21 protein-coding genes are annotated in these 24,142 nt (G+C 32.0%); all 21 read left to right on the plus strand.

Annotated elements, in window-relative coordinates:
* Positions 1–90: IS3 family transposase (locus tag Q9306_RS13715; protein ID WP_306198003.1), on the plus strand; the 90-nt coding region annotated here is incomplete at its 5' end.
* A 1,441-nt stretch (positions 91–1,531) separates the two neighbouring features.
* Positions 1,532–2,272 (plus strand): YveK family protein, encoded by a 741-nt coding sequence (locus Q9306_RS13720; protein WP_306199299.1) that lies wholly within the window; start codon positions 1,532–1,534, stop codon positions 2,270–2,272.
* A complete protein-coding gene (locus Q9306_RS13725) occupies positions 2,221–2,883 on the plus strand; it encodes a CpsD/CapB family tyrosine-protein kinase (RefSeq protein ID WP_306199301.1) in 663 nt (220 codons plus the stop codon). Before Q9306_RS13720 ends, Q9306_RS13725 begins: the two co-directional genes overlap by 52 nt.
* Before the next feature lie 645 nt (positions 2,884–3,528).
* Positions 3,529–5,355: a polysaccharide biosynthesis protein gene (locus Q9306_RS13730; protein ID WP_306199303.1), complete on the plus strand. Its 1,827-nt coding sequence runs from the start codon at positions 3,529–3,531 to the stop codon at positions 5,353–5,355.
* A 57-nt stretch (positions 5,356–5,412) separates the two neighbouring features.
* The gene (locus tag Q9306_RS13735; protein WP_306199305.1) at positions 5,413–6,579 is read left to right on the plus strand and encodes a glycosyltransferase family 4 protein; all 1,167 of its coding nucleotides are present in this window, start codon (positions 5,413–5,415) and stop codon (positions 6,577–6,579) included.
* Positions 6,542–7,609, plus strand: coding sequence for a glycosyltransferase family 2 protein (locus Q9306_RS13740; RefSeq protein WP_306199307.1), 1,068 nt, complete (start codon positions 6,542–6,544; stop codon positions 7,607–7,609). The genes Q9306_RS13735 and Q9306_RS13740 overlap by 38 nt, the downstream gene beginning before the upstream one ends.
* An 11-nt stretch (positions 7,610–7,620) precedes the next feature.
* Complete coding sequence (locus Q9306_RS13745; protein WP_306199309.1) at positions 7,621–8,724, plus strand: glycosyltransferase family 1 protein; 1,104 nt, start codon at positions 7,621–7,623, stop codon at positions 8,722–8,724.
* 36 nt (positions 8,725–8,760) lie between these two features.
* A complete protein-coding gene (locus tag Q9306_RS13750; RefSeq protein WP_306199312.1) occupies positions 8,761–9,663 on the plus strand; it encodes a glycosyltransferase family 2 protein in 903 nt (300 codons plus the stop codon).
* A gap of 72 nt (positions 9,664–9,735) precedes the next feature.
* Positions 9,736–10,806, plus strand: a complete 1,071-nt coding sequence (locus tag Q9306_RS13755) for an EpsG family protein (protein WP_306199314.1) — start codon at positions 9,736–9,738, stop codon at positions 10,804–10,806.
* A gap of 73 nt (positions 10,807–10,879) precedes the next feature.
* Positions 10,880–11,647, plus strand: coding sequence for a glycosyltransferase family 32 protein (locus Q9306_RS13760; RefSeq protein ID WP_306199315.1), 768 nt, complete (start codon positions 10,880–10,882; stop codon positions 11,645–11,647).
* Positions 11,640–12,248 (plus strand): acyltransferase, encoded by a 609-nt coding sequence (locus Q9306_RS13765; protein WP_306199317.1) that lies wholly within the window; start codon positions 11,640–11,642, stop codon positions 12,246–12,248. The genes Q9306_RS13760 and Q9306_RS13765 overlap by 8 nt, the downstream gene beginning before the upstream one ends.
* Before the next feature lie 91 nt (positions 12,249–12,339).
* Positions 12,340–13,542, plus strand: a complete 1,203-nt coding sequence (locus Q9306_RS13770) for a glycosyltransferase (RefSeq protein ID WP_306199320.1) — start codon at positions 12,340–12,342, stop codon at positions 13,540–13,542.
* 70 nt (positions 13,543–13,612) lie between these two features.
* Positions 13,613–14,644 carry a glycosyltransferase gene (locus tag Q9306_RS13775; protein ID WP_306199322.1) on the plus strand — a complete coding sequence of 344 codons (1,032 nt, stop codon included), beginning with the start codon at positions 13,613–13,615 and terminating at the stop codon, positions 14,642–14,644.
* 17 nt (positions 14,645–14,661) lie between these two features.
* Positions 14,662–15,822 carry a polysaccharide pyruvyl transferase family protein gene (locus tag Q9306_RS13780; RefSeq protein ID WP_306199324.1) on the plus strand — a complete coding sequence of 387 codons (1,161 nt, stop codon included), beginning with the start codon at positions 14,662–14,664 and terminating at the stop codon, positions 15,820–15,822.
* Positions 15,823–15,835: 13 nt separating this feature from the next.
* Positions 15,836–17,026: a glycosyltransferase gene (locus Q9306_RS13785; RefSeq protein ID WP_306199326.1), complete on the plus strand. Its 1,191-nt coding sequence runs from the start codon at positions 15,836–15,838 to the stop codon at positions 17,024–17,026.
* Between the two features lie 12 nt (positions 17,027–17,038).
* Positions 17,039–18,220 (plus strand): glycosyltransferase, encoded by a 1,182-nt coding sequence (locus Q9306_RS13790; RefSeq protein ID WP_306199328.1) that lies wholly within the window; start codon positions 17,039–17,041, stop codon positions 18,218–18,220.
* 20 nt (positions 18,221–18,240) lie between these two features.
* The gene (locus Q9306_RS13795) at positions 18,241–19,428 is read left to right on the plus strand and encodes a glycoside hydrolase family 88 protein (protein WP_306199331.1); all 1,188 of its coding nucleotides are present in this window, start codon (positions 18,241–18,243) and stop codon (positions 19,426–19,428) included.
* A 6-nt stretch (positions 19,429–19,434) separates the two neighbouring features.
* The gene (locus Q9306_RS13800; RefSeq protein WP_306199335.1) at positions 19,435–19,995 is read left to right on the plus strand and encodes an acyltransferase; all 561 of its coding nucleotides are present in this window, start codon (positions 19,435–19,437) and stop codon (positions 19,993–19,995) included.
* 397 nt (positions 19,996–20,392) lie between these two features.
* Positions 20,393–21,319, plus strand: coding sequence for an SP_1767 family glycosyltransferase (locus Q9306_RS13805; protein ID WP_306199337.1), 927 nt, complete (start codon positions 20,393–20,395; stop codon positions 21,317–21,319).
* A gap of 44 nt (positions 21,320–21,363) precedes the next feature.
* Positions 21,364–22,371 (plus strand): glycosyltransferase, encoded by a 1,008-nt coding sequence (locus tag Q9306_RS13810; RefSeq protein WP_306199441.1) that lies wholly within the window; start codon positions 21,364–21,366, stop codon positions 22,369–22,371.
* 217 nt (positions 22,372–22,588) lie between these two features.
* Positions 22,589–24,136 carry a lipopolysaccharide biosynthesis protein gene (locus Q9306_RS13815; RefSeq protein ID WP_306199339.1) on the plus strand — a complete coding sequence of 516 codons (1,548 nt, stop codon included), beginning with the start codon at positions 22,589–22,591 and terminating at the stop codon, positions 24,134–24,136.
* Positions 24,137–24,142 lie beyond the last annotated feature (6 nt).

The following is a 24,142-nucleotide window of genomic DNA, read 5'->3' on the forward strand; positions in this document are numbered from 1 at the left end:
ATGAAATATTACAATCACGACAGATGCCAATGGAATTTAAAAAAGATGAGCCCTATTCAATTCAGGAATCATCTTCTTAAAACTGCCTAGGCTTTTTTTTAAATGTCCTTTACAAAGGGTACACTTTATACTGGTATCGGGGCTTTTTTTATGGATAAAATACTTTTTAAATGCAATGCCTTTTGAAGGGAATATAATGTTTTGTAGATTAAGTTAGTAATACATAAAAAAAGAAGCCCCGGGGTATACGGGACTTCTTAGGGTACTTAGTCAAGTAATGGCACACTTGACTAAGTAAATTTAACATAAACTTTTGAAAAATAATATTGGTAAATGTGTCCAAATGTAAGTGGATAAAGGGGGCTTAAGTTTTGTACAATTTGAATGTTATTTAGGAAAGTCAACTAGTGGTGTTATTATCAATATAATTACAAAACGTTCTACTTATGATGTTTTATTATTGTTATGGGAACTGAATTTATGTGACAGGTAAGTGTGTTTTGATGAGGAATATGTAAGTTGGCTTAGATAACCAACAAAAAGCCCTGATGAAGTAGGGCATCAGGACTTTTTGTTGTTGTTTGACAAGATGACAGTTTCTTAATCAAACATTTTAATTCTTTAGGTTATGACATTACAAATACAAAAGTAGATATATATTACGATATAAAGATAACATAATATTAAAGGTAGATAATATGCAATTTTGCATATTGATATTTTGATATTATTTTCCCAGTTTTACAGCATGGTGTGAGAGTGTCTAAAAGGTTAGGTTATATTCAGAATGCGATCAATATATGACTCTTTATTAAGGGGGGAATCCTTGATACTACAGGTATCGGGGCTTCTTAGGGTACTTAGTCAAGTAATGGCACACTTGACTAAGTAAAATTAACATAAATTTCCGAAAAATAATATTGGTAAATGTGTCTAAATATAGGTAAATAAAGGGGTTTTATAAATAGTGACTTTTGGAATATATAAAATAATTTGTTTAGAGAAATTATGATTTAATAATGAGAAAGTTAACGAGATAAAGGAGCAGGACTTGAAAGAACGTTTCCTAATTTAATAGGAAGGGATCGTGTACCGCTATTTGGTGTGGTTGACGGCTATTCTAATGATGTAAAGAGAATTAGGTCTTGAATGGGGGAAGGAAAAGGCAATGCAGATTCCTTTTTTCTGCATAGTAGTAATCTATATGTCGAAAAATCAAAATGGATTTATATAGATTGTTATTTGGAGCTTTCGTAGAAGAATTATTAGTATGAAAAGAGGTTTTATTAATTTCAGAACAACAATATTGAATAGTAATGGAAAAGAATAAGAATCTGTATAAGAGGGAGAAGTCTATATAGAATATTTATGTTGACTTGTTCTGTATAAAGAACTAAAATTTATTTTAAATAGAACACTTGTGTTTTATTAAGCGATGGTTTTATGCATAATAAACTGTGCATAAAAATGATTTATGAGTGAATTTGGATTAAAAGGTCAAATTCATTTATAAAAAATGTAGGGGGAAACCATGGAAAAGGAAATAAATCTTAAAAATTTATTTGCTGTGATAAGAAGACGAAAATGGGTAATTATTGTAGTTACACTAACGATTATGTTAGTGGGAGCGATTTATAGTATCTTCTTAAAAACTCCAGTATACACATCTTCGACTAGAATACTTATTCAAGCAAATAATGAATCTATGAATACACTAAAAGTATTAGTAAATGAACCTGTTGTGATGGAGAAAGTCGCTGCAGAATTAAATATTAATAGACCAGCAAGTGCGTTAAGTGGACAAATAAGCACTGAAAATGTACAAGGTTCGCAAGTTGTGAAGATCAATGTGGTTGATAAGGATCCAGTAATGGCTGCTAAAATTGCAAATGTTACAGCGGCTGTTTATAAAAAAGAGGCTGCAAGTATATTAAATTTTAATAGTGTTAGCATTTTAACAGAAGCAACAGAACATAAATACTCTGTACCAATAAACATAAATCATATTAAAACGATAATGACTGCCTTCATTGTTGGTTTGTTATTAAGTGTTGGTTTTGTTTTTTTACTAGATTCCTTGGATGATACGATTAAGTCAGAACGAGCTATTGAAAAATTATTAGATATCCCTACTTTAGGAAGCATTTCTAAAATAAATGAGAGAAGTATGATAGATAAATACAGTGAAAAGAAATTTATATCACTAGGGAGGTTAGGCAAATGGTTTTCAAATACAGAAGAAAAAGAGACGAAAGAAAGAAAGAAAGCCTAGTTACTAATACTGTGCCAAATTCCAAAATTGCTGAAGAATATCGTACAATTCGTACCAATCTTCAGTTTTCATCTATCAATGGTAAAGATAAAACCATAGTTATTACCTCTCCAAGATTTGGGGAAGGAAAATCAACTATTGCAGCGAATTTGGCTGTTTCCATAGCTCAACAAGGTGAAAAGGTATTAGTAATTGATGCTGATTTACGAAAGCCAACAATTCATGAAATATTCCAGCTTGAAAATACAATTGGGTTAACAAGTGTTTTGGGTGGAAAAAAAGTAATGGAGGGGGCTGTAAAGAAAACGGGAATTGGAAGACTACATGTATTAACAAGTGGTCCAGTTCCACTTAATCCCGCTGAGTTGCTTGGTTCGGTGGTAATGGAGAATTTAATTCAAAAAGTAATGGATCAGTATGACATCATATTAATTGACTCTCCTCCGATTTTAGAGGTAGCAGATACAAGTATTTTAGCTGATCGATGTGACGGGGCACTATTAGTAGTAAACTATAACCGTACTATGAATGAGGATGCGATTGAAGCTAAAAGATTACTAAGTTTTACAAAAGGAAAATTAGTAGGAGCTATATTAAACAATAAGAGATAAATTTTTTTGTATATAGATATATGAATTAAAAAGACAAAAAACCATTCTTTTTTAGGCAGGGGAGAGCACTGGCTATGCATCGTAGCAGTTGGAGCTTTTTTCTACTACAACATAGTGGAAATTAGAGAGAAAAGCAAGTGCAGGTCACTTTTTCTGCATAGTAGAGACTTGTATATTGAAAAATCAAAATGAGATTATATAAGTTGAATGAAATGTCTTTTACAAGTCACTCATCGGCAAATTCTATAAAATACAGTATCTTATAAAGGAAATTCGAATGATAATTAGTTGCTCAATTGAGAAGTGTAAAAATGAATGTTAACTAATATATAAGAGTATCCTGTAAATATAAAGATTATTTGTTTAACGAGATAAAAAGATTTCACATCATCTTGTTCTTTATAAAGTACAAGATGGTTCTTTTGAAAGGTTAAATATGGTGATGTCTCCTTACCAATATCAATGGAGGTACTCGGCTATACTGTGGGTTGAAATAAACCTTAGATGCTAGTCGTCAAGAGTGTGGTGTGAGGGTGGGTTAAATGCCCAAATTTTATTAAAGGTTTTAACTATGGGGTTTTTGAAAAGATCTCATAGTTAAAAGTTTTAATTTTTTTAAGTAATGATTAAAAAGGTGGGAATTATATGACGTACCGGCAAAGGCTGCCGTTATTGCTTTTGATGGATTCACTTATAGTGTTGAGTGCGATATTTTTTAGTTATTTTTTTGTAAATGGTAGTTTTCGAGTTATTACATTAACATCTGTAATTAGTTCAATAACTTTACTCTTTAGCCATCATTTTTTTGCTTTTATTTATAAGTTGTATAAAAAGGCATGGGAATATGCAAGTATAGGGGAATTATTAATTATTTTTAAAGCTATTACATTTTCTGTAGTTACTACAGCTTTGGTACAAAAAGTAGTGATACACGAAGTCTATTTTCGATTACTTGCTATAACTTGGATGATACATATTTTGTTAATTGGCGGGTCCCGTTTTATTTGGCGGATGTTTCGGGATGCGTATTTTAAAAATGGTGATATGAAAAAGAGAACCTTAATTATTGGAGCTGGTTCTGCTGGGACAATGGTTGTAAGACAATTGCTACAGAACAATGATACAGAATTATTACCTGTTGCATTTATTGATGATAATGTGAAGAAGCATAACCTTGATATTCTAGGAATTCCAGTCGTTGGGGGAGTAAATCAAATTGAGCGCGTTGTTCAAGAACTTAATATTGAGAGTATTATAATTGCGATCCCTTCGCTTAGAAAAAAAGGATTGAACGCCATTTTTAAAGAGTGCTCAAAAACAAAAGCAAAGACGCAAATCCTTCCTATGCTAGAAGATTTAGTAACAGGGAAAGTTTCAGTTAATGAATTCCGAGATGTTCAAGTGGAAGACTTGTTAGGACGTAGTCTGGTTGAACTGGATATGAATAGCATTTCTGAATACATTACTGACAAAGTGATTTTAGTGACTGGTGCTGGTGGTTCAATTGGTTCAGAGATTTGTAGACAAGTGGCGAAATTTAATCCAAAGCAGTTGATTTTATTAGGCCATGGTGAAAATAGCATTTACTCCATTGAAATGGAGCTGAGAGAGCTATATGGCAATACGGAGATTACATTTATTCCGGAAATTGCGGATATACAAGATAGTAAGAAAATGATGTCAGTGATGAATAAATATCGTCCACATGTTGTCTATCACGCTGCTGCACATAAACATGTCCCATTAATGGAATATAATCCAGAAGAAGCTGTAAAAAATAACTTGATGGGAACGATGAATGTTGCAAAAGCAGCAAGTTGGCACGATATTGAGACGTTTGTTATGATTTCTTCTGATAAAGCAGTAAATCCAACAAATGTCATGGGAGCAACGAAAAGATTGGCTGAAATGATTGTTCAATATACAAATAAAATAAGTCAAACAAAGTTTGTTGCCGTTCGCTTTGGAAATGTATTAGGAAGTAGAGGTAGTGTAATCCCATTATTCAAGAAGCAAATTCAAAATGGCGGACCAGTTACAGTTACGCATCCTGATATGGTTCGTTACTTTATGACCATTCCAGAAGCATCAAGACTAGTTATGCAGGCGGGAGCATTAGCTAAGGGCGGAGAAATTTTCGTATTAGATATGGGAGAACCAGTAAAAATTGTCGATTTGGCAAAAAATTTAATTAAGTTATCAGGAAATTCTGTTGAAGAAGTTGGAATAGAATTTACCGGAATGAGACCGGGAGAAAAGCTTTTTGAAGAGCTATTAAAAGATGATGAAATGATTGAACAACAAATTTATCCGAGAATTTATGTAGGAAAAGAAACTAATATTTATATAGAAGAAATCGAAAAGATTATCTCTACACACTCTAATTTGGATAAAGAAGAATTACGAAACATATTATTAGATCTGGCTAATAGACATAACGCTTCGAAAGTATTAGTGCCAACATTGAATTAACGATTTGAAGAAGCTGTACTTGAATCAAAAATATAGTTAAATGGGTGTGTGATTGAATTGCCTAAGAAAGTGTTGTTTTGTGCAACAGTAGATTACCATTTTAAAGCATTTCATTTACCATATATGAAATGGTTTGCAGAGCAGGGATGGGAGGTACATGTTGCTGCAAGTGGTAACATGCACCTTCCATACGTACATAAAAAATATGATATTCCTATTCAGAGATCACCTTTTAAACTGCAAAATTTCGAGGCATATAAGAAGCTTTCATCAATTATCAATAAAAATAAGTACAGCATTATTCATTGTCATACACCTATGGGAGGAGTTCTTGCCCGCTTAGCTGCAAGAAAAGCAAGAAGACAAGGAACAAAGGTGATTTACACAGCTCATGGATTTCATTTTTGTAAGGGCGCTCCCCTTATAAATTGGCTTGCATATTATCCAATTGAAAGAGGATTAGCTTCTTATACAGATTGTCTCATAACAATCAATACGGAAGATTACAATCTTGCAGTGAAACATCGATTTAAAGCAAATTGCATTGAACATGTTCATGGAATAGGTGTAGATACAAAACAATTTAAATTGGTACAAGAAGAATATAAACAAGATTTAAAGATGAAATTTGGTTACAAACCAAATGATTTCCTAATGTTTTATGCTGCTGAATTTAACACAAATAAAAATCAGCAATTTTTACTTCATTCGTTAGCCCTACTAAAGGATGAGGCACCTAATGCAAAGCTCTTACTTGCGGGAAATGGTCCATTAATGGAAGATTGTAAGAACTTGGCTATTGAGCTTGGAATTGCTGAGATGGTTCATTTTCTTGGATATCGAACAGATATTGCTAAATTATTACCAATATGTGATGTTGCTGTTGCATCTAGTCTTCGAGAAGGTTTGCCTGTTAACATTATGGAAGCTATGGCTTGCGGTCTTCCAGTTATAGCTACTTATAATAGAGGGCATAGGGAGCTTATAATGGATACAATAAATGGTTATCTTGTATCACCTACAGAGGTAGAGCTTTTTGCCTCACGAATACTAGAGTGTATTCATTCAAGGGCACTGCGTGAAAAGATTGGGATTGAAAATGTAAATGGAGTAAAAAAATACTCGATCGACCAAGTAAGTAATGAATTGAATAATATTTATACACAATATATGTTGAGGGATGTAGATGAAACCAAAAATAAGTGTGATAGTTCCTATATATAATGTTGAACAATACTTAAGTAGATGTTTGGATAGTTTATTATCACAAAATTTTAATGATATAGAAATTATAGCTGTAAATGATGGTTCAACAGACGGAAGTGCAAAAATACTTTATGATTATGCAAAAAAAGATAGTCGTATTGTGACGATAGACAAGAAAAATGGAGGAGTTTCTTCAGCTAGGAATGAGGGGATACGCGCGGCAAACGGGGAATATATTGGTTTTGTTGATCCAGATGATTGGGTAGATAAAGATATGTATGAGTCAATGTATAAAAGCGCTGTTGATGAAAAAGCTGATATTGTTATGTGTACATATGTTCGAGAGTTTGGTAGTCATTCAAAGATAAAAGAGTTCAACCTTCCTGAAAAGGTGTGTTATCACAATAAAGAAGTTCAATTAAAAGTTATGAGACGTTTGATTGGTCCTTTAAATGAAGAAATAGCAAATCCAGAACTTCTCGATGCATGGGGAACAGTGTGGTCAAAGCTATATCGCTTAGATATTCTTAAAGAAAATAATCTTGAATTTGTAGATCTTAGCAAAATAGGGACTAATGAGGATTCTCTCTTTAATATATACGCTTTTTATTATGCAAACACTTTTGTTTTTATAAATAAACCTTATTATCATTATTGGAGGGTAAACACTACATCAGTTACATCGTCTTATAAGCCTAATTTAATGAATCAGTGGTTTAATCTTTACGGTATAATTGAAAGCTTCTTAGATAATAAAGAAATGGAAAAAGATTTTTATATAGCCTTAAATAATCGCATATGTCTTAGTACATTAGGGCTTGGCTTAAACACAATAAGCAAAGAAAATAAGGGATCTACTTTGATGAAAATCAGTAGGTTACATTCAATATTAAAGGATAAACGCATCAAACAATCCTTTAGGCAATTTGAAATTAAATATTTTTCAATTGCTTGGAGGGTATTTTATTTTTGTGCAAAATTCCGATTCACGCTAGGATTTTATTTTATTTTAGTAGTAATTGATAAACTTAGAAAAATAGTTAGATAAGGGGGAGAATATTGGAACCTAATCGTATATTGCAAGTAGTAACAATCATGAATCGTGGCGGGCTTGAAACGATGTTAATGAATTATTATCGAAAGCTTGATCGCAATAAGATACAGTTTGATTTCATGGTACATAGAGAAGAAAAAGGGCATTATGATGATGAGATATTGAGTCTTGGTGGAAGAATTTATCGAATGCCGCAAATAAGGCCTGGTAATTATCGTTTATATTTCAAATTACTCGATAAATTCTTTCTTGCTCATCCTGAATATAAAGTAGTACATTCTCACATTAACGAAAATAGTAGTTTTGTACTTGGAGCAGCCAAACGTGCGGGTGTTCCTTGCCGTATTGCGCATAGTCATTTAAGTGATTTGGGTATAGATATAAAGCTACCTTTTCGTTTGTATGCGAGATTTTCTATGAAGGATAATCCTACCAAGTATTTTGCATGTTCAAAAAATGCAGGACAATGGTTATTTGGACGAAAGGTATGTGAATCTGAGGAAGTAACCGTTCTGAACAATGCAGTTAATGTAGAGGAGTTTAAATATGATGAAGAAATTAGGGAGCAAATAAGGCAAGAAATAGGTGCAGAAGATAAATTAGTATTAGGACATATCGGAAGATTTAATAAGCAAAAAAATCATGATTTCCTAATTGATGTGTTTAAAGCTGTGCACGATAAGAATCCTAATTCCCTGCTTGTTATGGTAGGGGATGGTCAATTACGACCATTGATAGAAAAGAAGGTGGCTGCCTTAGGTTTATCGTCTCATGTGAGGTTCTTAGGGGTTAGAGGAGATATATCGTACCTTATGCAAGGGTTCGATTTATTTCTGTTTCCTTCGCTTTTTGAAGGGTTACCTGTTGTATTGGTTGAAGCGCAGGCTGCCGGCTTAAAATGTGTTGCATCCGATTCGATAACAGATGAAACAGATGTGTCAGGTCGAATAGAATTTGTAAGTTTAAAGGAAACGCCAGAAGTGTGGGCAAAAAAAATTCTTACTTCATCATATGAACATGAAGATACATCTGATTTATTAAGTAAAAACGGATATGATACCGCTACGATGGCGAAATGGCTAACGGATTATTATTTAATTCATAGTTAAATGTAAAACAAACTTAGATTTCTGGAGGTTTTTTTGATGGGTCCTACTTTAACGGTCTTTACACCTACGTTTAATCGTGCATATACACTACATCTATGTTATGACAGTTTGAAAAGACAGACTTCTAAAGACTTTATTTGGTTAATCATTGATGATGGATCTACAGATAACACAAAAGAACTTGTGGAAAAGTGGATTTCAGAGGACTTAGTTCCAATTCGTTATCACTATCAAGAAAATCAAGGAATGCACGGGGCTCACAATACAGCTTATGAATTAATTAACACAGAACTAAATGTTTGTATAGACTCTGATGATTATATGGCTGATGATGCTGTGGAGAAAATTCTTTCGTTTTGGGAACAAAACGGAAGTGATCGTTATGCTGGTATAGTTGGATTGGATGCAAATCAGAATGGAAATATTATTGGAACAAAGATGCCGTCTGATTTAAGAACATCTAAACTTTCAGATTTATATGTGAAACATAAAGTAAAAGGTGATAAAAAACTTGTATATCGATCCGAACTTACACGTAACTCCCCGCCTTATCCAATATTTCCAGGGGAAAAGTATTGTCCACTTAGTTATAAGTATATTGTTATTGATCAAGAATGTCCTTTACTTATTATGAATGAAGTGTTGTGCTTTGTAGAATATTTAGATGATGGATCAAGTATGAACATTATTAAGCAGTATAAGAAAAATCCACGTGGTTTTTCTTTTTTTAGAAAAATTGCTATGCGATATGCACCTTCATTTAAAGACAGGTTTCGAGAGTGTATGCATTATGTGTCTAGTAATTTGATAATAAAAAACTATAGGTTTTTAAAAGAGTCACCGTGTAAATGGACTACTTTTCTAGCAACGCCATTTGGTTTTTTACTTTATTGTTATATTCTGAACACAGATAGAGCTACTGTTTTGAAGAGTAAATAAAACAAAGAGAAGTATAAATAAAAAGAATAGGAATGTAGTAATATATGCTTAAGATGTGGAAGTGATTGGTAAATGAAAGTGTTATGGGTGAATCTTGCTTTAGTTTATTTTTTCTCTTTTTTTGCAAGGTATTTTTCTAGACCGGCTGTTACGGTAGAATCTTTTGTCCAACCGAATAAATTTTTAGCATTTTGCGCTACGACAATTTTAATATTAGTATCTGGTCTTCGTAATAATATTGGAGATACTTTTGCCTATATGCATTCATATGCTACTTTGAATTTTAGCTGGGAAACTATTAAGTCGGAAAAGGACATTGGATTTAATATTTATCAAATGTTTTTACAAAATTTTTCCCATGATCCGCAACTTCTGATTTTTGTAACAGCATTAATTACAAATGTATTAATCGTGCTTGTTTTATATAAATATGCAAGAATGTTTGAGTTAAGTTTATATGTCTATGTAACAGGTGGTATGTATTTAACTTCAATGAATGGGATAAGGCAATTTTTGGCAGCTGCAATTGTATTTGCTGCAACAAAATATATATTTGAAGGTAATTGGAAAAAGTATATTTTAATTATCCTACTTGCATCAACTGTACACCAGACTGCACTTATCCTCATTCCTATTTATTTTATAGTTAGGAAAGAAGCCTGGTCAAAGCAAACGTATATTCTTCTCGTTTGTGCGGTACTTATCGTAATAGGATTTAATCAATTTATGGATGCTTTATTTACGGTTATAGAAAATAGTCAATATAGTGAGTATAAAAACTTTTCTGAGGGCGGTGCCAATATAGTCAGGGTTATTGTTTATGCTGCACCAATTCTTCTCGCTTACTTAGGGAAAGAAAGATTAAGAGAGTTGTTTCCCGAAAGTGATGCTGTTGTAAATATGTCTATATTAGGGCTTGTCTTTATGATTATCTCAACACAAAACTGGATATTTGCTAGATTTTCTATTTATTTTGGATTGTATCAATTAATATTGATTTCTTGGGTTGTAAAATTATTTACGAAAAAAGATCAAAAGCTTATTTATTATGCTATTTTATTATTCTATCTTATGTATTTCTACTATGAATGTGTAGTAAGCCTTACAGGCGTTGGATATGGAAGTAATTTCATAAAACTTTAGAATTATATTCGAATAAGTATAACAAATGGAGCATAAAAAAGGGGACTTCCTACTTTAAAGAGGAGGCTTTAAAGTGAAAAAACTTAAAAAAATACCAAGGACTATACATTATTGCTGGTTTGGAGGAAAAGACAAACCTGATATTGTCAAAAGATGTATAAAGAGTTGGAAAAAGAATCTACCAGAATATGAAATAATAGAATGGAATGAAGATAATTTTGATATAAACTGTAATTTATATGTAAAAGAGGCATACAAAGCTGGCAAATTTGCATTTGTAAGTGATTATGTTAGAGTGCATGCTTTATATTCTTATGGCGGTATTTATTTGGATACTGATGTGGAGGTATTTAAATCTTTTAATGATCTATTATATCTTGATTCATTTTGGGGATTTGAACAAGAAAATTACATAGCTACAAGCACAATAGGAGCGGCTAAAGAAAATAAGCTTATAAAAACATTTCTAGATTCATATGAAGAGAAGGACTTTATTAAAGAGGATGGTAGCTATGATGATTTGACGAATGTAGCTATTGTGACAAAGATATTAAAAAATCTAGGATTAGAAACAAACGGAGAGTATCAAGAAATAGAAGGGATGGGAACTTTCTACCCACAAACATATTTCTCACCATATGACTATATTAATTGCAGAAAATTTATAACGGAAAATACATATGCTATGCATCATTTTTATAAGAGCTGGTTACCACCTAAAGCGCGGATGAAGAGTAAAATAAAATTAATTTTAGCAAAAATCATAGGTGGGGATAATATTGCTAAGTTAAGAAAACATGTGGGGCAAAAAGAAGTTTTTAAGGAGAAAATGCATGATTAATATACTTAAAAAAATATTCCAGACGCTAGTTACAGAAAGTCGTAACAGAGGGTTATACTTTGCGGTGTTAATGAATATTTCACACTTAATCGGTGTATTAAGAGGCGCTTTCTATAAGTTAATATACTTCCGTAATATAAATTGCTCAATCTTTGCACTCCAAACCAAAAGTAGGATAGAGATTTTTAATAAGCATTCAAAAATTAATATTGGAAAATTTGTGTTTGTTCGAAGAAATACGAGTATTCGTATTGATTTTAATGGGGTACTAGATATAGGTGAGAAAGTATTCATTAATGATAACTGTAACATTAATTGTATAAATAAAATATCAATTGGAAGAAATACAAAGATAGCTCCAAATGTAAGTATTAATGACCATGATCATAATTATAAGAACATTGAAGATAGTCACTTAATAAAAGGTGAAGTAAAGATTGGAGAGAATGTGTGGATTGGTTCTAATGTAGTTATATTGAGAGATACGTTTATAGGTGATAATACTGTGATAGCCGCTGGAAGTGTTGTAAAAGGACAGATTCCTTCAAATACACTGTTTGTAAATAAACGAGAAAACGTATGTATCAATCGCACTAGTTGAAGCGGTTCATGTGAAAGTGTCGTCTATAAAATTTCATAATGTATAATGATTTCACTCATATAAAGAACAAAATATGAACGCGGGGAATTACATGAAGAAAAATATTTTAATTTCTATTTATGATATGGAAATTGGCGGTGCGGAAAGAAGCTTAATTAATATGCTAGAAACCTTTGACTACAACACATATAACGTAGATTTACTAATATTAAATCACACAGGAGATTTCATTCATTTAATCCCTGATAAAGTTAATGTGTTACCGCAAATAGGTAAATACACCGTATTTAGAAAATCCATTAGGCAATGTATACAAGAAGGTTATTTTTTAGCATCAATTATAAGAATAGTAAGCAAGTATATCGCAGGTAGAAAATCAAAACAAAGGCAATTAAAAGAAGGATCCGGATACATTCAGATGCAGCTTGTTTCAAAATATGTATCATACTTCTTGCCTAAACAGAAAAAAAAGTATGACTTTGCAATTAGTTATGCATGGCCACACGATATTTTAGCTGATAATGTAAATGCTGATAAAAAGATAGCTTGGATCCATACAGATTACAGTACGTTAGAAATTGATAATGAAATAGATCTTACTATGTGGAGTAAGTTTGATTATATTGCATCTATATCAGATGAATGCACAAAAGCGTTCTTGACTGTATATCCATCATTGAAAGAGAAAATCTTGATTATAGAAAATATTACTTCACCAGAGTTTATTCGGAAAATGGCTACTAATGTTGTAGATTTTAATAAGGAAGATAATTGTACTTTTAATATCGTATCGGTTGGAAGATTATCGTATGCCAAAGGGTTTGATCGTGCTATAAAAGCACTTAGAATGTTACATGATAAGGGATTTAATAATATAAAGTGGTATGTGATAGGATATGGCTCAGATGAAGCTACTCTTAAAGAACTAATAGAAAAGAACAATTTAGAAGATAGCTTTATATTATTAGGCAAGCAAACCAATCCATATCCGTATATGAAGGCATGCGATTTATACGTACAACCGTCTAGATATGAGGGAAAAGCAGTTACAGTTACAGAGGCTAAAATACTTGAGAGACCTATATTGATTACGAATTATCCTACTGCAGCTAGTCAGTTAGAAGATGGGGTTGAAGGTGTAATATGTGATTCAAGTATTGAAGGGTTAGTTAAAGGAATTGAAACTCTATATAAAGATGATAAACTCAGAAATACATTGATTCATCATTTAAAAAGTAGGGATTATAGTAATAGTTATGAGTTAAATAAGTTATATAAAGTTATAGAAACCTAAAACAAATTATTTAGGAGATAATAATTTGTTATTATAATGCAGGGTTTCCTGATAGAGGCGGGATTTAGGCATGAGCATAAAAGTAAGTGTAATAATACCGGTTTATAATGCAGGAAAATATATTACACAATGTGTAGAATCACTTTTAAATCAAACACTTCAACAGTGTGAATTTATATTTATTAATGATGGTTCGAAGGACAATAGTAGAGAAGTTATTGAGAGTTATAAAGAACTAGATCATAGAATAATACTTATAAATCAAGAAAATCAGGGTGTAAGTATTGCAAGGAATAAAGGGTTGAGTGTAGCAACTGGGGAATATGTTGGATTTGTTGATGCTGATGATTACATAGAGAGAGAGATGTATGAAATATTGTATAACTCTGCAAAGCAAGATGATTGTGATGTAGTTATTTCAAATATTAACGGCGAAATGGAAGGACATAAGGTAGCAATAAAATATCCATTTCCGGTAGATACTGTTCTTAAAAATGAATATATAGATCAAGAGCTATTGCCTTATTTTCTTAAGACAGATCATTTAAATACTGCTGTGAATAAAATTTATAAAAATAAAATAATAAATGAAAATGATGTGAAATTTCCGGAGAAAGTTACATTAGGAGAAGACGGAATGTTTAACATTGAATTCTTTAGTAATGCAACTAGTATGAAATATATAAATTATGCTGGATACCATTATAGAGAGGTAACAGGCAGTGCTACTAGAAACATAGTAGAAAAAGATTATTTTAAGAGAGCTCTAGAAGTGTATACTATGGAATTGCCGAGGGTGTATATTGATAAAATTGACAAGTTAAAGGTACGTCAACTGAAATCAATAAAGTTTATAAACAGTGTACTTTCCTACATCTATATTTATTTTGAACCATCTAAAGATATGAGTTTTAGCAAGAGATATAAATACGTAAAAAGTATGATACGAAATAAATATGTTAGAGAAGCATTACCACTATACTGTGAGGCAGTTTATGATACTCTCGGAAGATATGAGAAATTTTTAATACGTATGATTAAAAGAAAATTTATTATAGGATTATACGTTGTAACTTTTTATAGTAGATTTAGAAATAGATAAAATTGGAGGAATTTAGTGTGAAGATTATGATGTTTGCTCATGGTGGCAGCCTAAATAGAGGATGTGAAGCGATTGTTCGATCTTCTACGAATATTATAAAAGAAAAAATAGATGGGGTGAAAGTGTATTTAGCATCAGATAGACCTGAAACAGACAAGATAATAAATAAACTAGATAGTATATATGATGGCTCTAGCCGCAGCTTGAAAAAGTATTCATATGATTGGTTGGTATCATCATTGAAAGTAAAGTTTTTCAATGATGAGTCTTATGCATTAGGAAAAATCCATCATAGCATTATAAAGCATATAGAGGATACAGATGTATGTTTGTCTATAGGCGGGGATAACTATTGTTATGGGGAACAACCGGGAATGTATGAGATTGATAAAAGAATAAAAACGCAGGGGAAGAAGCTTGTATTATGGGGATGTTCTATAGGTGAAGAGGATATGTCTGAACGAAAGTTGGAAGATTTAAAACTGTTCGATTTAATACTGGCACGTGAAAGTCTTACATATCATATGTTGAAAAATAAGGGCTTGAATAATGTTAAATTATGTGCAGATCCTGCCTTTACAATGGAAAAAGAGGAATTAGAATTACCTCATGGATGGCAAGAAGGGAACACAATAGGTCTCAACTTTAGTCCGCTTATCTGGAATAGAAATAAAGATTCCCAAGTTGCTGTAAGAGAGTTAATGAATCACATCTTAAATACCACAGATATGACAATTGCCCTCACCCCTCATGTTATTGAAGCTGGGAACAATGATTACGAAGTTCTTTCCAAATATTATGAAGAATTTAAGGATACCGGCAGAGTTATTCTGTTACCGGATAACTTAAACGCGATCCAATATAAGGGATATATAGCTAGAATGCGTTTCTTCATAGGAGCTAGAACGCATGCAACGATAGCAGCTTACTCTAACTTCGTTCCGACTATGGTATTAGGGTATAGTGTAAAATCGAAAGGAATAGCTAAAGATTTATTTGGAGAAGAGAAATTGGTTTTAGGTATAAAAGAAATATCTGATAGCAATAAATTAAAAGCGAAATTTGATGAAATGGTTAGAGAAGAAAAGGAATTAAGACATACATTACAACAATCTATCCCAAATATAAAACAGATGTCTTATAAAGCAGTAGAATATTTAAAAGAATTGGATAAGTAATTTGAGGTACATTATGAAAAAAAATCTACTGTTTGTTATGCCTAGTTTATCTGCTGGTGGTGGGGAAAAAAGCTTAGTAAATTTGCTATCTCAAATAGACTACAGTTTGTATAATGTGGATTTATTTCTATTCAGTAAAACAGGGATATTTATAAATTCACTACCGAAGGAAGTAACTATATTAGATCTGCCAAGTGATTATCAGATATTTGCACGTGGATTCCAACATTCAATAGGGAACTTCTTAAAGAATGGAAAAGTTAACTTGGCGTATGCAAGATTGATGTTCGCTATTAAGAATAGATTAATAAAGGAAGCTGCCATTTCAGAACAGTATACGTGGAAATATCAAAGCAAATCATTTGGAACTTTAGAAAAAGAGTATGATGCAGCAATAGGATATCTTGAAAAATCCTCCATATATTTTGTGATTGATAAAGTGCGGGCCAAAAAGAAAATCGGATGGATTCATACAAACTATTCAGATTCAGGAATGGATTATAAATTTGATACTGCCTATTTTGAACGACTTGATCATATCATAACAGTTTCAGATGAGTGTGCAAAATCATTACAAGACAATTTTCCACATCTGACAAATAAAATTGCGGTTATACACAATATAGTAGCACCCCAGATGATACACAATTTATCTAAAAGGGCTACAAAAGATGATGGCTTATTTGATAACAATTATACAAGCATAATAACTGTTGCCAGATTAAGCCGCGAAAAAGGCATAGATTTAGCAGTGAAATCTTGTAAGCTACTTCTTGATAAAGGGTACAGGATTAAATGGTATGTGCTAGGAGACGGGGATGACCGGGATATATTAGAAAGGTTGATAGAAGACTATCATTTATCAAATCATTTTAAGCTATTAGGAGTTAAAGAAAATCCATATCCTTATATAAGAAAAGCAGATATATATGTACAACCATCTAGATATGAAGGGAAGTCTATTGCAATCGATGAAGCAAAAATACTGCATAAACCAATAGTAGTAACTAAATTTGAAACTGCAAAAGATCAAATTCATCATGGAATTAATGGAATCATTGCTCATATGTCCGAGGAAGGGATAGCAACTGAAATTGAAAATCTCATTAAAAACATAGAATTGCGAGAAAGACTCATAAACTATTTATCTACAGAAACATTAGGGACCGAAACAGAAATAAACAAGCTCTACGGAATTCTATAAAAGGTGATTAGCATGAAAAAAGACATATTATTTGTTATTAATAATTTGAACTGCGGTGGAGCTGAGAAGTCGTTAATTTCTCTATTGAATACGATTGATTACTCTCGTTATAATGTAGATTTATTTCTATTTAAGCACGAAGGTTTATTCTTTAATAAAATACCTACCCAAGTAAATATATTAGAAGAACCTTCTGAGTATCGGTTGTTTGATATGTCCATAAAAGCAGCTACTATGCAATGCTTGCGGCAAGGGAAAATCAATATCGCCTTATCGAGGGTTTGTGCAGGCTACATATTTAAAAGTGAGAAAAACAGTGCTCGTTGCGAACAAAGGGTCTGGCGTTATTTATCCCAATCTTTGCAAACTCTTCATAAAACATATGATGTAGCAATTGGGTACTTAGAAAAGAACCCCGTTTACTTTTGTGTAGATAAGGTAAAGGCAAACAAAAAAATTGGCTTTATCCATACCGACTATGATAAGTTCGGAATGGATTCTAACCTTGACATGCAGTATTTTCGTTCATTAGATCATATCGTAACAGTGTCAGAAGAATGCGCGAATGTTTTAAAACAAAGATTTCCTATATACAAGGATAAGATTGGTGTTATTCATAACATAGTATCTCCAAGTATGATTTATAAAATGTCGCAAGAAAAAGCAGCTATAAAGCATAAGGGGATAAAACTTGTTTCTGTAGGGAGGTTAAGCAATGAAAAAGGATTCGATTTTGCTGTAAAGGCATGTAAGAATCTTGTTCAAAATGGATATGAAATAAAGTGGTATATCATTGGCGAAGGCGAGGAACGGAATAAGCTAGCAAGAATGATAGAAGAGAACCATCTCCAAGAGCATTTTTTTCTGTTAGGAATGAAAGAAAATCCATATCCATATATAAAAGAAGCCGATATATATGTTCAATCATCTAGATTTGAAGGGAAATCGATTGCAATAGACGAAGCAAAAATACTACATAAACCAATAGTGGTAACAAACTTCAGTACAGCTAAAGATCAAATAAAACATGAAGAAAACGGGATTATAGTAGAGATGAACGGTAATGCAATTGCAGAAGGAATTCAAAAATTGATACATGATGAAAAGTTAAGGAATAAGTTAATACAGAATTTATCAAATGAAGAGCTGGGAACCGAGTCGGAGATAGAAAAATTATACACATTATTGAAGTAGTATAGAAAGGGCATAATCATATGATTATACAAGCAGTAGCTTTTACATTACTTGTTGTAATAGCAATTATCATATTGATTGATTTAGTTCCTATATGTAAAGCTTGGATAAGCAGAATAAAAATAGGAAGATATACGAATCAAAATGTATGGAATCAATCAATTACTAATATAGGTGTGAAATGGCTAAATAAAACGCCAAAAATTAAAGTAACGGATAATACGAGATTAATAGCCATTGATATGCTGAAAGGGAACTATACAGAACGTGCTATACAGCACTGGCAAGAAGCAGCTTTACTACTGGGATTGGCAGAATATTTGAAGTGTAACGACGATAAAGAAGTGAAGCATGAAATTACGAAATTTTTAGATTCGAAATTCGATCGTAATGGGCAATGGATAAATAAGCCTCAATATGTAGATGGTGCAATACTTGCCTATGCTGTTATGAAACTGAATTTTGTAGACATAGATACATACAAACAAGCATTAGATACTGTTTGGGAAATGATCCAAGGCCATATAGGAGAAGACGGCACTGTACAATATAGAAAGTTCATGAAGCATTATAGATATGTAGATACTATCGGTTTCATATGCCCGTTTTTAGTTTCTTATGGTGTCCGATATAAAAAAGCTGAATGTATAAACTTAGCAGTAAAGCAGATTAAGGAGTATGAACAGTACGGTATGTTGAAGCAATATAATATACCGTGTCATGCTTATGATCTGAAGAGTAAAACGCCTCTTGGATTATATGGGTGGGGAAGAGGGCTTGGTTGGTTTGCTATAGGTCTTATCGATGCTTGGAATGAACTTCCAGAAAATAGTGAGTACAAATACGAGCTAGAAGAAAGCGTCAAACGATTTGCCAAAGCTGCCCAGGGTTTTCAGCAAAATAACGGAAACTGGAACTGGATGGTAACGAGGGCAGAATGTACACCAGATTCTTCTACAACAGCAACATTATGCTGGTTTATGCTTCAGGCAGCAAAAATAGAAGAGATTTCAGAAGAATGCTTAAAAAGTGGAGAAAAGGCTATTCATTATTTAATGAAAGTGACGAGAAGGAATGGAGCAGTAGATTTTTCACAAGGCGACACAAAGGACATAGGTGTATATTCTATGCGGTTTGATATACTTCCCTTTACGCAAGGGTTCTGTATTAGAATGATAAATTCATCTAACAATTCTAAGGTTGTGTGATTGAGTATGATAAAAAGACTGGTCAATTTTTTAAAGGCTAGATTGAAAAAGTTTGTACTAGATGAAATATGGTTAGAAGATTATATAAAGCTGGGAATGAAGATAGGAAATAATTGTTCTATCCAACCAGGAGTAATATTTGACTACTCTCATTGCTGGTTAATAAGGATAGGTAACAATGTTACTATAGCACCACAAGCGTATTTATTAGCCCATGATGCTAGTACAAAAAGATTAAATGGTTATACGAAAGTCGCTAGTATTACTATAGAAGATAATGTGTTTATTGGTGCAAGAGCTTTAATTATGCCAGGGGTTACTGTAGGTAAGAACTCAATAGTTGCAGCTGGAAGTATAGTAACAAAATCCGTACCAGAAGGAAGTATAGTAGCTGGCAATCCGGCAAAAGTCATATCTACGGTAGAGAGCTACATAGAAAAGAATAGAACATTAAGTAGTGTTGCTAAAATTTATGATAGCAGCTTCACTATTCAAGGGAATATATCCCATTCTGATAAGGAAAAAATGTATGAAGAACTAGTGAATGGCATAGGCTTTATCGAATAAGGACCTTTCGCAAAAGGTTATTTTTATAAGGAATTTTGGGATGGAAACGTGTAGCTTACTATGTGTATAGCAGAGCTACTCTTTTTTTCGTCCTATTTTAATATACATGGTAGAGCAGGTGCAAGCGGAATGTATTAAGAATATGAATTTACAAAATAGATCTGATTTAGTGGAAAGTATTTTTTTAGAGAGGGAGAAATCATGATAAAACGTTATAAAGAGCTAGACTCTCTTAGGGGCATTGCTGCAGCAAATAATAGAATTGTTATTCCATGGAGAAAAAAGGTCAGTTGAAGAATAGAAAATAATGAAGAGAACTACCTAACCTAAGGATAGCAGGAGAAAAATTATTTTATGGACTATCCAATTGAAGGAAATACTTAGAAGGGGGTTCGGTATGGGACAAATAAAGGTAAAAAGCACGTTGGTTTTTGTTTGGAACACATTGGTTGATATAAAAATTCAAGGCTTGAATAGAGCGCTTATTATGAAAGATTGGTTTATGAAAAAATTGTTTAGACCGCCTATCATTCAGTCTATAGACGACACTCTAGCCAAAATAATTTATAATAAGGCTTCTATAGCTAGGTACGGTGATGGTGAGTTTAAATTAATTCAGAATCGAGATATAACATTTCAACAAGCTGATCATTTGTTGTCCAAAAGGTTAAGAGAAATATTGTTAAGCGAAGATCATCATTTCTTAGTTTGTTTGCCAGATGTCTTTCAAGACCTAACAAAATATGCAGATGAACCAAGGGATTATTGGAGTCTCCATATCGCGAAATTTAGATTAAAGTGGTACAAAAATTTTAAAAAAGGAAAAATATATTACAATTCTTTTATATCGAGAATTTATTATCCTTTCCGTGATAAATCAAAATGTAAAGATTGGTTTATGTTATTAAAATTAATATGGAAGGACAGAGATGTAGTTGTAATAGAAGGAAATAAGAGTAGATTAGGTGTTGGAAATAACTTGTTTGATAATGTTAAATCGCTTGAAAGAATTTTAGTACCAGAGGAACATGCATTTTCACATTATAATAAAATCTTAACAGCAGCTAAACAAACTGATCCATCTAAATTAATTCTATTAGCAGTTGGACCTACCGCCACTGTATTGGCATACGATTTATATAAGGCGGGATATCAAGCCGTCGATATAGGACATGTAGATATTGAATACGAATGGTTTTTAAGACAAGCAAAAACAAAAATTAAAATTGAAAATAAATACGTATGCGAAGCAGGGGCCGGACAAGGTGTAGGAGATATTCAAGATGAAAAATATTTGAGTGAAATTAAAGCTGTAATAAGATAAGCATAAAGGATGTAGCAGATGGGAGTAATGTAGAGGTGAAAAGATTGTGCGAATTAATAAGTGTGATTGTTCCCATATACAATGTGGAAAAATGGCTACCTCGATGTATTGAAGGCATTTTAAATCAGCCGTTTACCAATATTGAATTAATTCTTGTTAATGATGGTTCGTCAGATAAATGTGGTAAAATATGCGAGGAATATGCAAAAAAAGATAATAGAATTAAAGTAATACATAAAGAAAACAAAGGGGTGAGCAGCGCAAGAAATGCAGGGATTGAAGTTGCCACAGGAAAGTATATAGTGTTTATTGATCCTGACGATGAGATAAGTAAAAGCTATTTTACTAAATTATATAGCACTGCGGAAAATTATAACTGTGATGCGGTAATATGCGGATACGAAACAATTCCTAACCATAGTATAATCACTCCTAATTTTAAGTTAAATACTGTTATGAATGGGAGGGACTTTGTATTAAGTTCTTCAAATATTCATTCTAGTAATGATCTGTGTTTCTCATGGAGATATATGTATAATTTAAGCACTATAAAAGACAAAAACATCAGATTCAATGAACAAGTGTTTATTGGAGAAGATGTTATTTTTAATTTGGAGTTTCTACTGAAGTCACAAAGAGTATGTGCGCTATCAGAAATTCTATATTTTTATAATGTAAATAATGTAAATAGTTTAATGAGAGCTCCGTTTAAACCAAATTTAGAGGGAAGTTTAGTTTTACAATATAAAATAAGAAAACAGCTTTCCAAAGAATTTAGTTTATTACAAGAGAAACATTTTAGAAAAGATATGGCAAATTACTATATAAACAACATATATAGGCTATTAATTAATAATTTAAAAAGCGATCCTTATGCGAATGTGAATAGTGCGTTTCGTAGGATTGTAAATTATGAGATGTTCTCTGATAGTTTCAAGGAAATCGGCTTTTCATATCAATGTAATAATTTTAAAGAGTATCTTTATTATTTAGCTTTAAAATTTAAGGTGTACCCATTAATTATTCAAGCATATAAAAGAGAAATGATATAAATCGCAATTAAAAACATGATATAAAGATTTTGGAAGAAAAGCCTAGATAGCTGTGTATAGAGGCATTCAACTGTAATCCAAAAGGAGAGAGCGGGTGCAGGTCGTTATTTATTCTACATAGCAGCAGCGACTTGTATGTCGGAAAATTAAAATAGCTTTATAGAGATAGTATCTTTCAATGAAAAGTGGTTCTATATTTTTGGAAGCAGGGGGAAAAATGAGAGTTAGAAATTCAATTATCAATATATCAGCCGGCATAGGTAGTCAAGTTATTATTACAATATTAAGTTTTGTCTCAAGAACAATGTTCATTACTTACTTAGGAGTTGAGTACTTAGGGGTAAATGGACTATTTACAAATGTATTAGGAATGTTATCTTTAGCTGAGGCAGGAATAGGATCTGCTATTATATATAATCTTTATAAACCAGTAGCAGATAATGATGAAGAAAGAATCAATGTGCTAATGAAATTTTATAAAAAGGCATATATGGTAATCGCCTTAATCGTCTTACTGTTGGGATTAGCGCTTCTTCCTTTTCTTGGATATATTGCTAAAGATGCAAAAGTTGAAAATATTCATGTGATTTACATCATTTTTTTACTGAATACGGCTTCGTCGTATTTATTTTCTTATAAAAGCTCATTTTTAAATGTTTGTCAAAAGGGATATATTGTTACAGGAGTTTACTCTATTTCATCCATTGTGTCTACTTGTATTAAGCTGGGAATTTTATATTTTACACACAGTTATATTTTATATCTCATAATAGATATTGTGATAACAATTACTACCGCTGCAGGTTTGGCAGTGATGGTAGATAAAATGTACCCATTCTTAAAAAACAAAACAGCAAGTAAATTAGATGATGAAACAAAAAGTAATATTGTAAAAAATGTAAAAGCCTTAATATTACATAATATAGGTGGATACGCTGTTTTTGGTACTGATAACATGTTGATTGCTTTTTTTGTCAGTGTGAAAGCTGTCGGTTTGTATTCTAATTATTATATGTTAATCAATATTTGCAGGACGTTTATAAATCAAGTTTTTGATAATATGAATCATAGTGTAGGAAACTTAGTAGCAAAAGAAAGCGATGATAAAATTTATAGCGTATTTAAGGTTACTATGTTTTGTAACTTTTGGATCTACTCATTCTTTACGATATCTTTGTATGTTCTAATGGAACCATTCATTACCTTGTGGATTGGTTCAAAATTTATAATGGATACAAGTGTATTGATAATATTGATAATTAATTTTTATGTGTCAGGAATGAGACGTTCTATATCTATGGTGAAAACAACATCCGGAATTTTTCATGAAGACCGATACGCTCCCTTTTTAGAGGCTACTGTGAATCTTGGTATTTCTATTATTTTAGTTCAATATATGGGCATAACAGGTGTTTTCATCGGAACGCTTATAAGCACCTTGGCAGTTCCATTTTGGATTGCACCTTATTTAGTATATAAAAAGGTATTTCATCAACCAGTAAGGAATTACTTTTTAAAATATGCGTATTATGCAGCAATAGGAATTGGAACCTGTCTGATAACAAGTTTTGTATGTAGTCTCATTTCATATGGGGGTTTTTTACAATTAATCGTAAGAGTGGTTGTTTGTTTAATTATTCCAAATATACTGTATACACTTATTTTTTATAAAACAGATGAGTTTAAATATTTATTTGGAATTGTAAAAAAAATAATAGGAATGCTTATTGGTAAATTAGGAATAAACAAGAAAATCACCTTTTAACCTAGA

Origin of the sequence: Bacillus multifaciens (genome assembly GCF_030756675.1) — a bacterium.
Classification (GTDB): domain Bacteria; phylum Bacillota; class Bacilli; order Bacillales; family Bacillaceae_G; genus Bacillus_A; species Bacillus_A multifaciens.

Excerpts from the sequence above, each read along its gene's own strand:
- Q9306_RS13785 (WP_306199326.1), top strand. The coding sequence starts at position 15,836 with ATGAAAAAAAATCTACTGTTTGTTATGCCTAGTTTATCTGCTGGTGGT.
- Q9306_RS13730 (WP_306199303.1), top strand. The coding sequence starts at position 3,529 with ATGACGTACCGGCAAAGGCTGCCGTTATTGCTTTTGATGGATTCACTT.
- Q9306_RS13775 (WP_306199322.1), top strand. The coding sequence starts at position 13,613 with ATGAGCATAAAAGTAAGTGTAATAATACCGGTTTATAATGCAGGAAAA.
- Q9306_RS13805 (WP_306199337.1), top strand. The coding sequence starts at position 20,393 with ATGGGACAAATAAAGGTAAAAAGCACGTTGGTTTTTGTTTGGAACACA.
- Q9306_RS13720 (WP_306199299.1), top strand. The coding sequence starts at position 1,532 with ATGGAAAAGGAAATAAATCTTAAAAATTTATTTGCTGTGATAAGAAGA.
- Q9306_RS13755 (WP_306199314.1), top strand. The coding sequence starts at position 9,736 with ATGAAAGTGTTATGGGTGAATCTTGCTTTAGTTTATTTTTTCTCTTTT.
- Q9306_RS13770 (WP_306199320.1), top strand. The coding sequence starts at position 12,340 with ATGAAGAAAAATATTTTAATTTCTATTTATGATATGGAAATTGGCGGT.
- Q9306_RS13790 (WP_306199328.1), top strand. The coding sequence starts at position 17,039 with ATGAAAAAAGACATATTATTTGTTATTAATAATTTGAACTGCGGTGGA.
- Q9306_RS13750 (WP_306199312.1), top strand. The coding sequence starts at position 8,761 with ATGGGTCCTACTTTAACGGTCTTTACACCTACGTTTAATCGTGCATAT.
- Q9306_RS13800 (WP_306199335.1), top strand. The coding sequence starts at position 19,435 with ATGATAAAAAGACTGGTCAATTTTTTAAAGGCTAGATTGAAAAAGTTT.
- Q9306_RS13725 (WP_306199301.1), top strand. The coding sequence starts at position 2,221 with ATGGTTTTCAAATACAGAAGAAAAAGAGACGAAAGAAAGAAAGAAAGC.
- Q9306_RS13765 (WP_306199317.1), top strand. The coding sequence starts at position 11,640 with ATGATTAATATACTTAAAAAAATATTCCAGACGCTAGTTACAGAAAGT.
- Q9306_RS13740 (WP_306199307.1), top strand. The coding sequence starts at position 6,542 with ATGAAACCAAAAATAAGTGTGATAGTTCCTATATATAATGTTGAACAA.
- Q9306_RS13795 (WP_306199331.1), top strand. The coding sequence starts at position 18,241 with ATGATTATACAAGCAGTAGCTTTTACATTACTTGTTGTAATAGCAATT.
- Q9306_RS13815 (WP_306199339.1), top strand. The coding sequence starts at position 22,589 with ATGAGAGTTAGAAATTCAATTATCAATATATCAGCCGGCATAGGTAGT.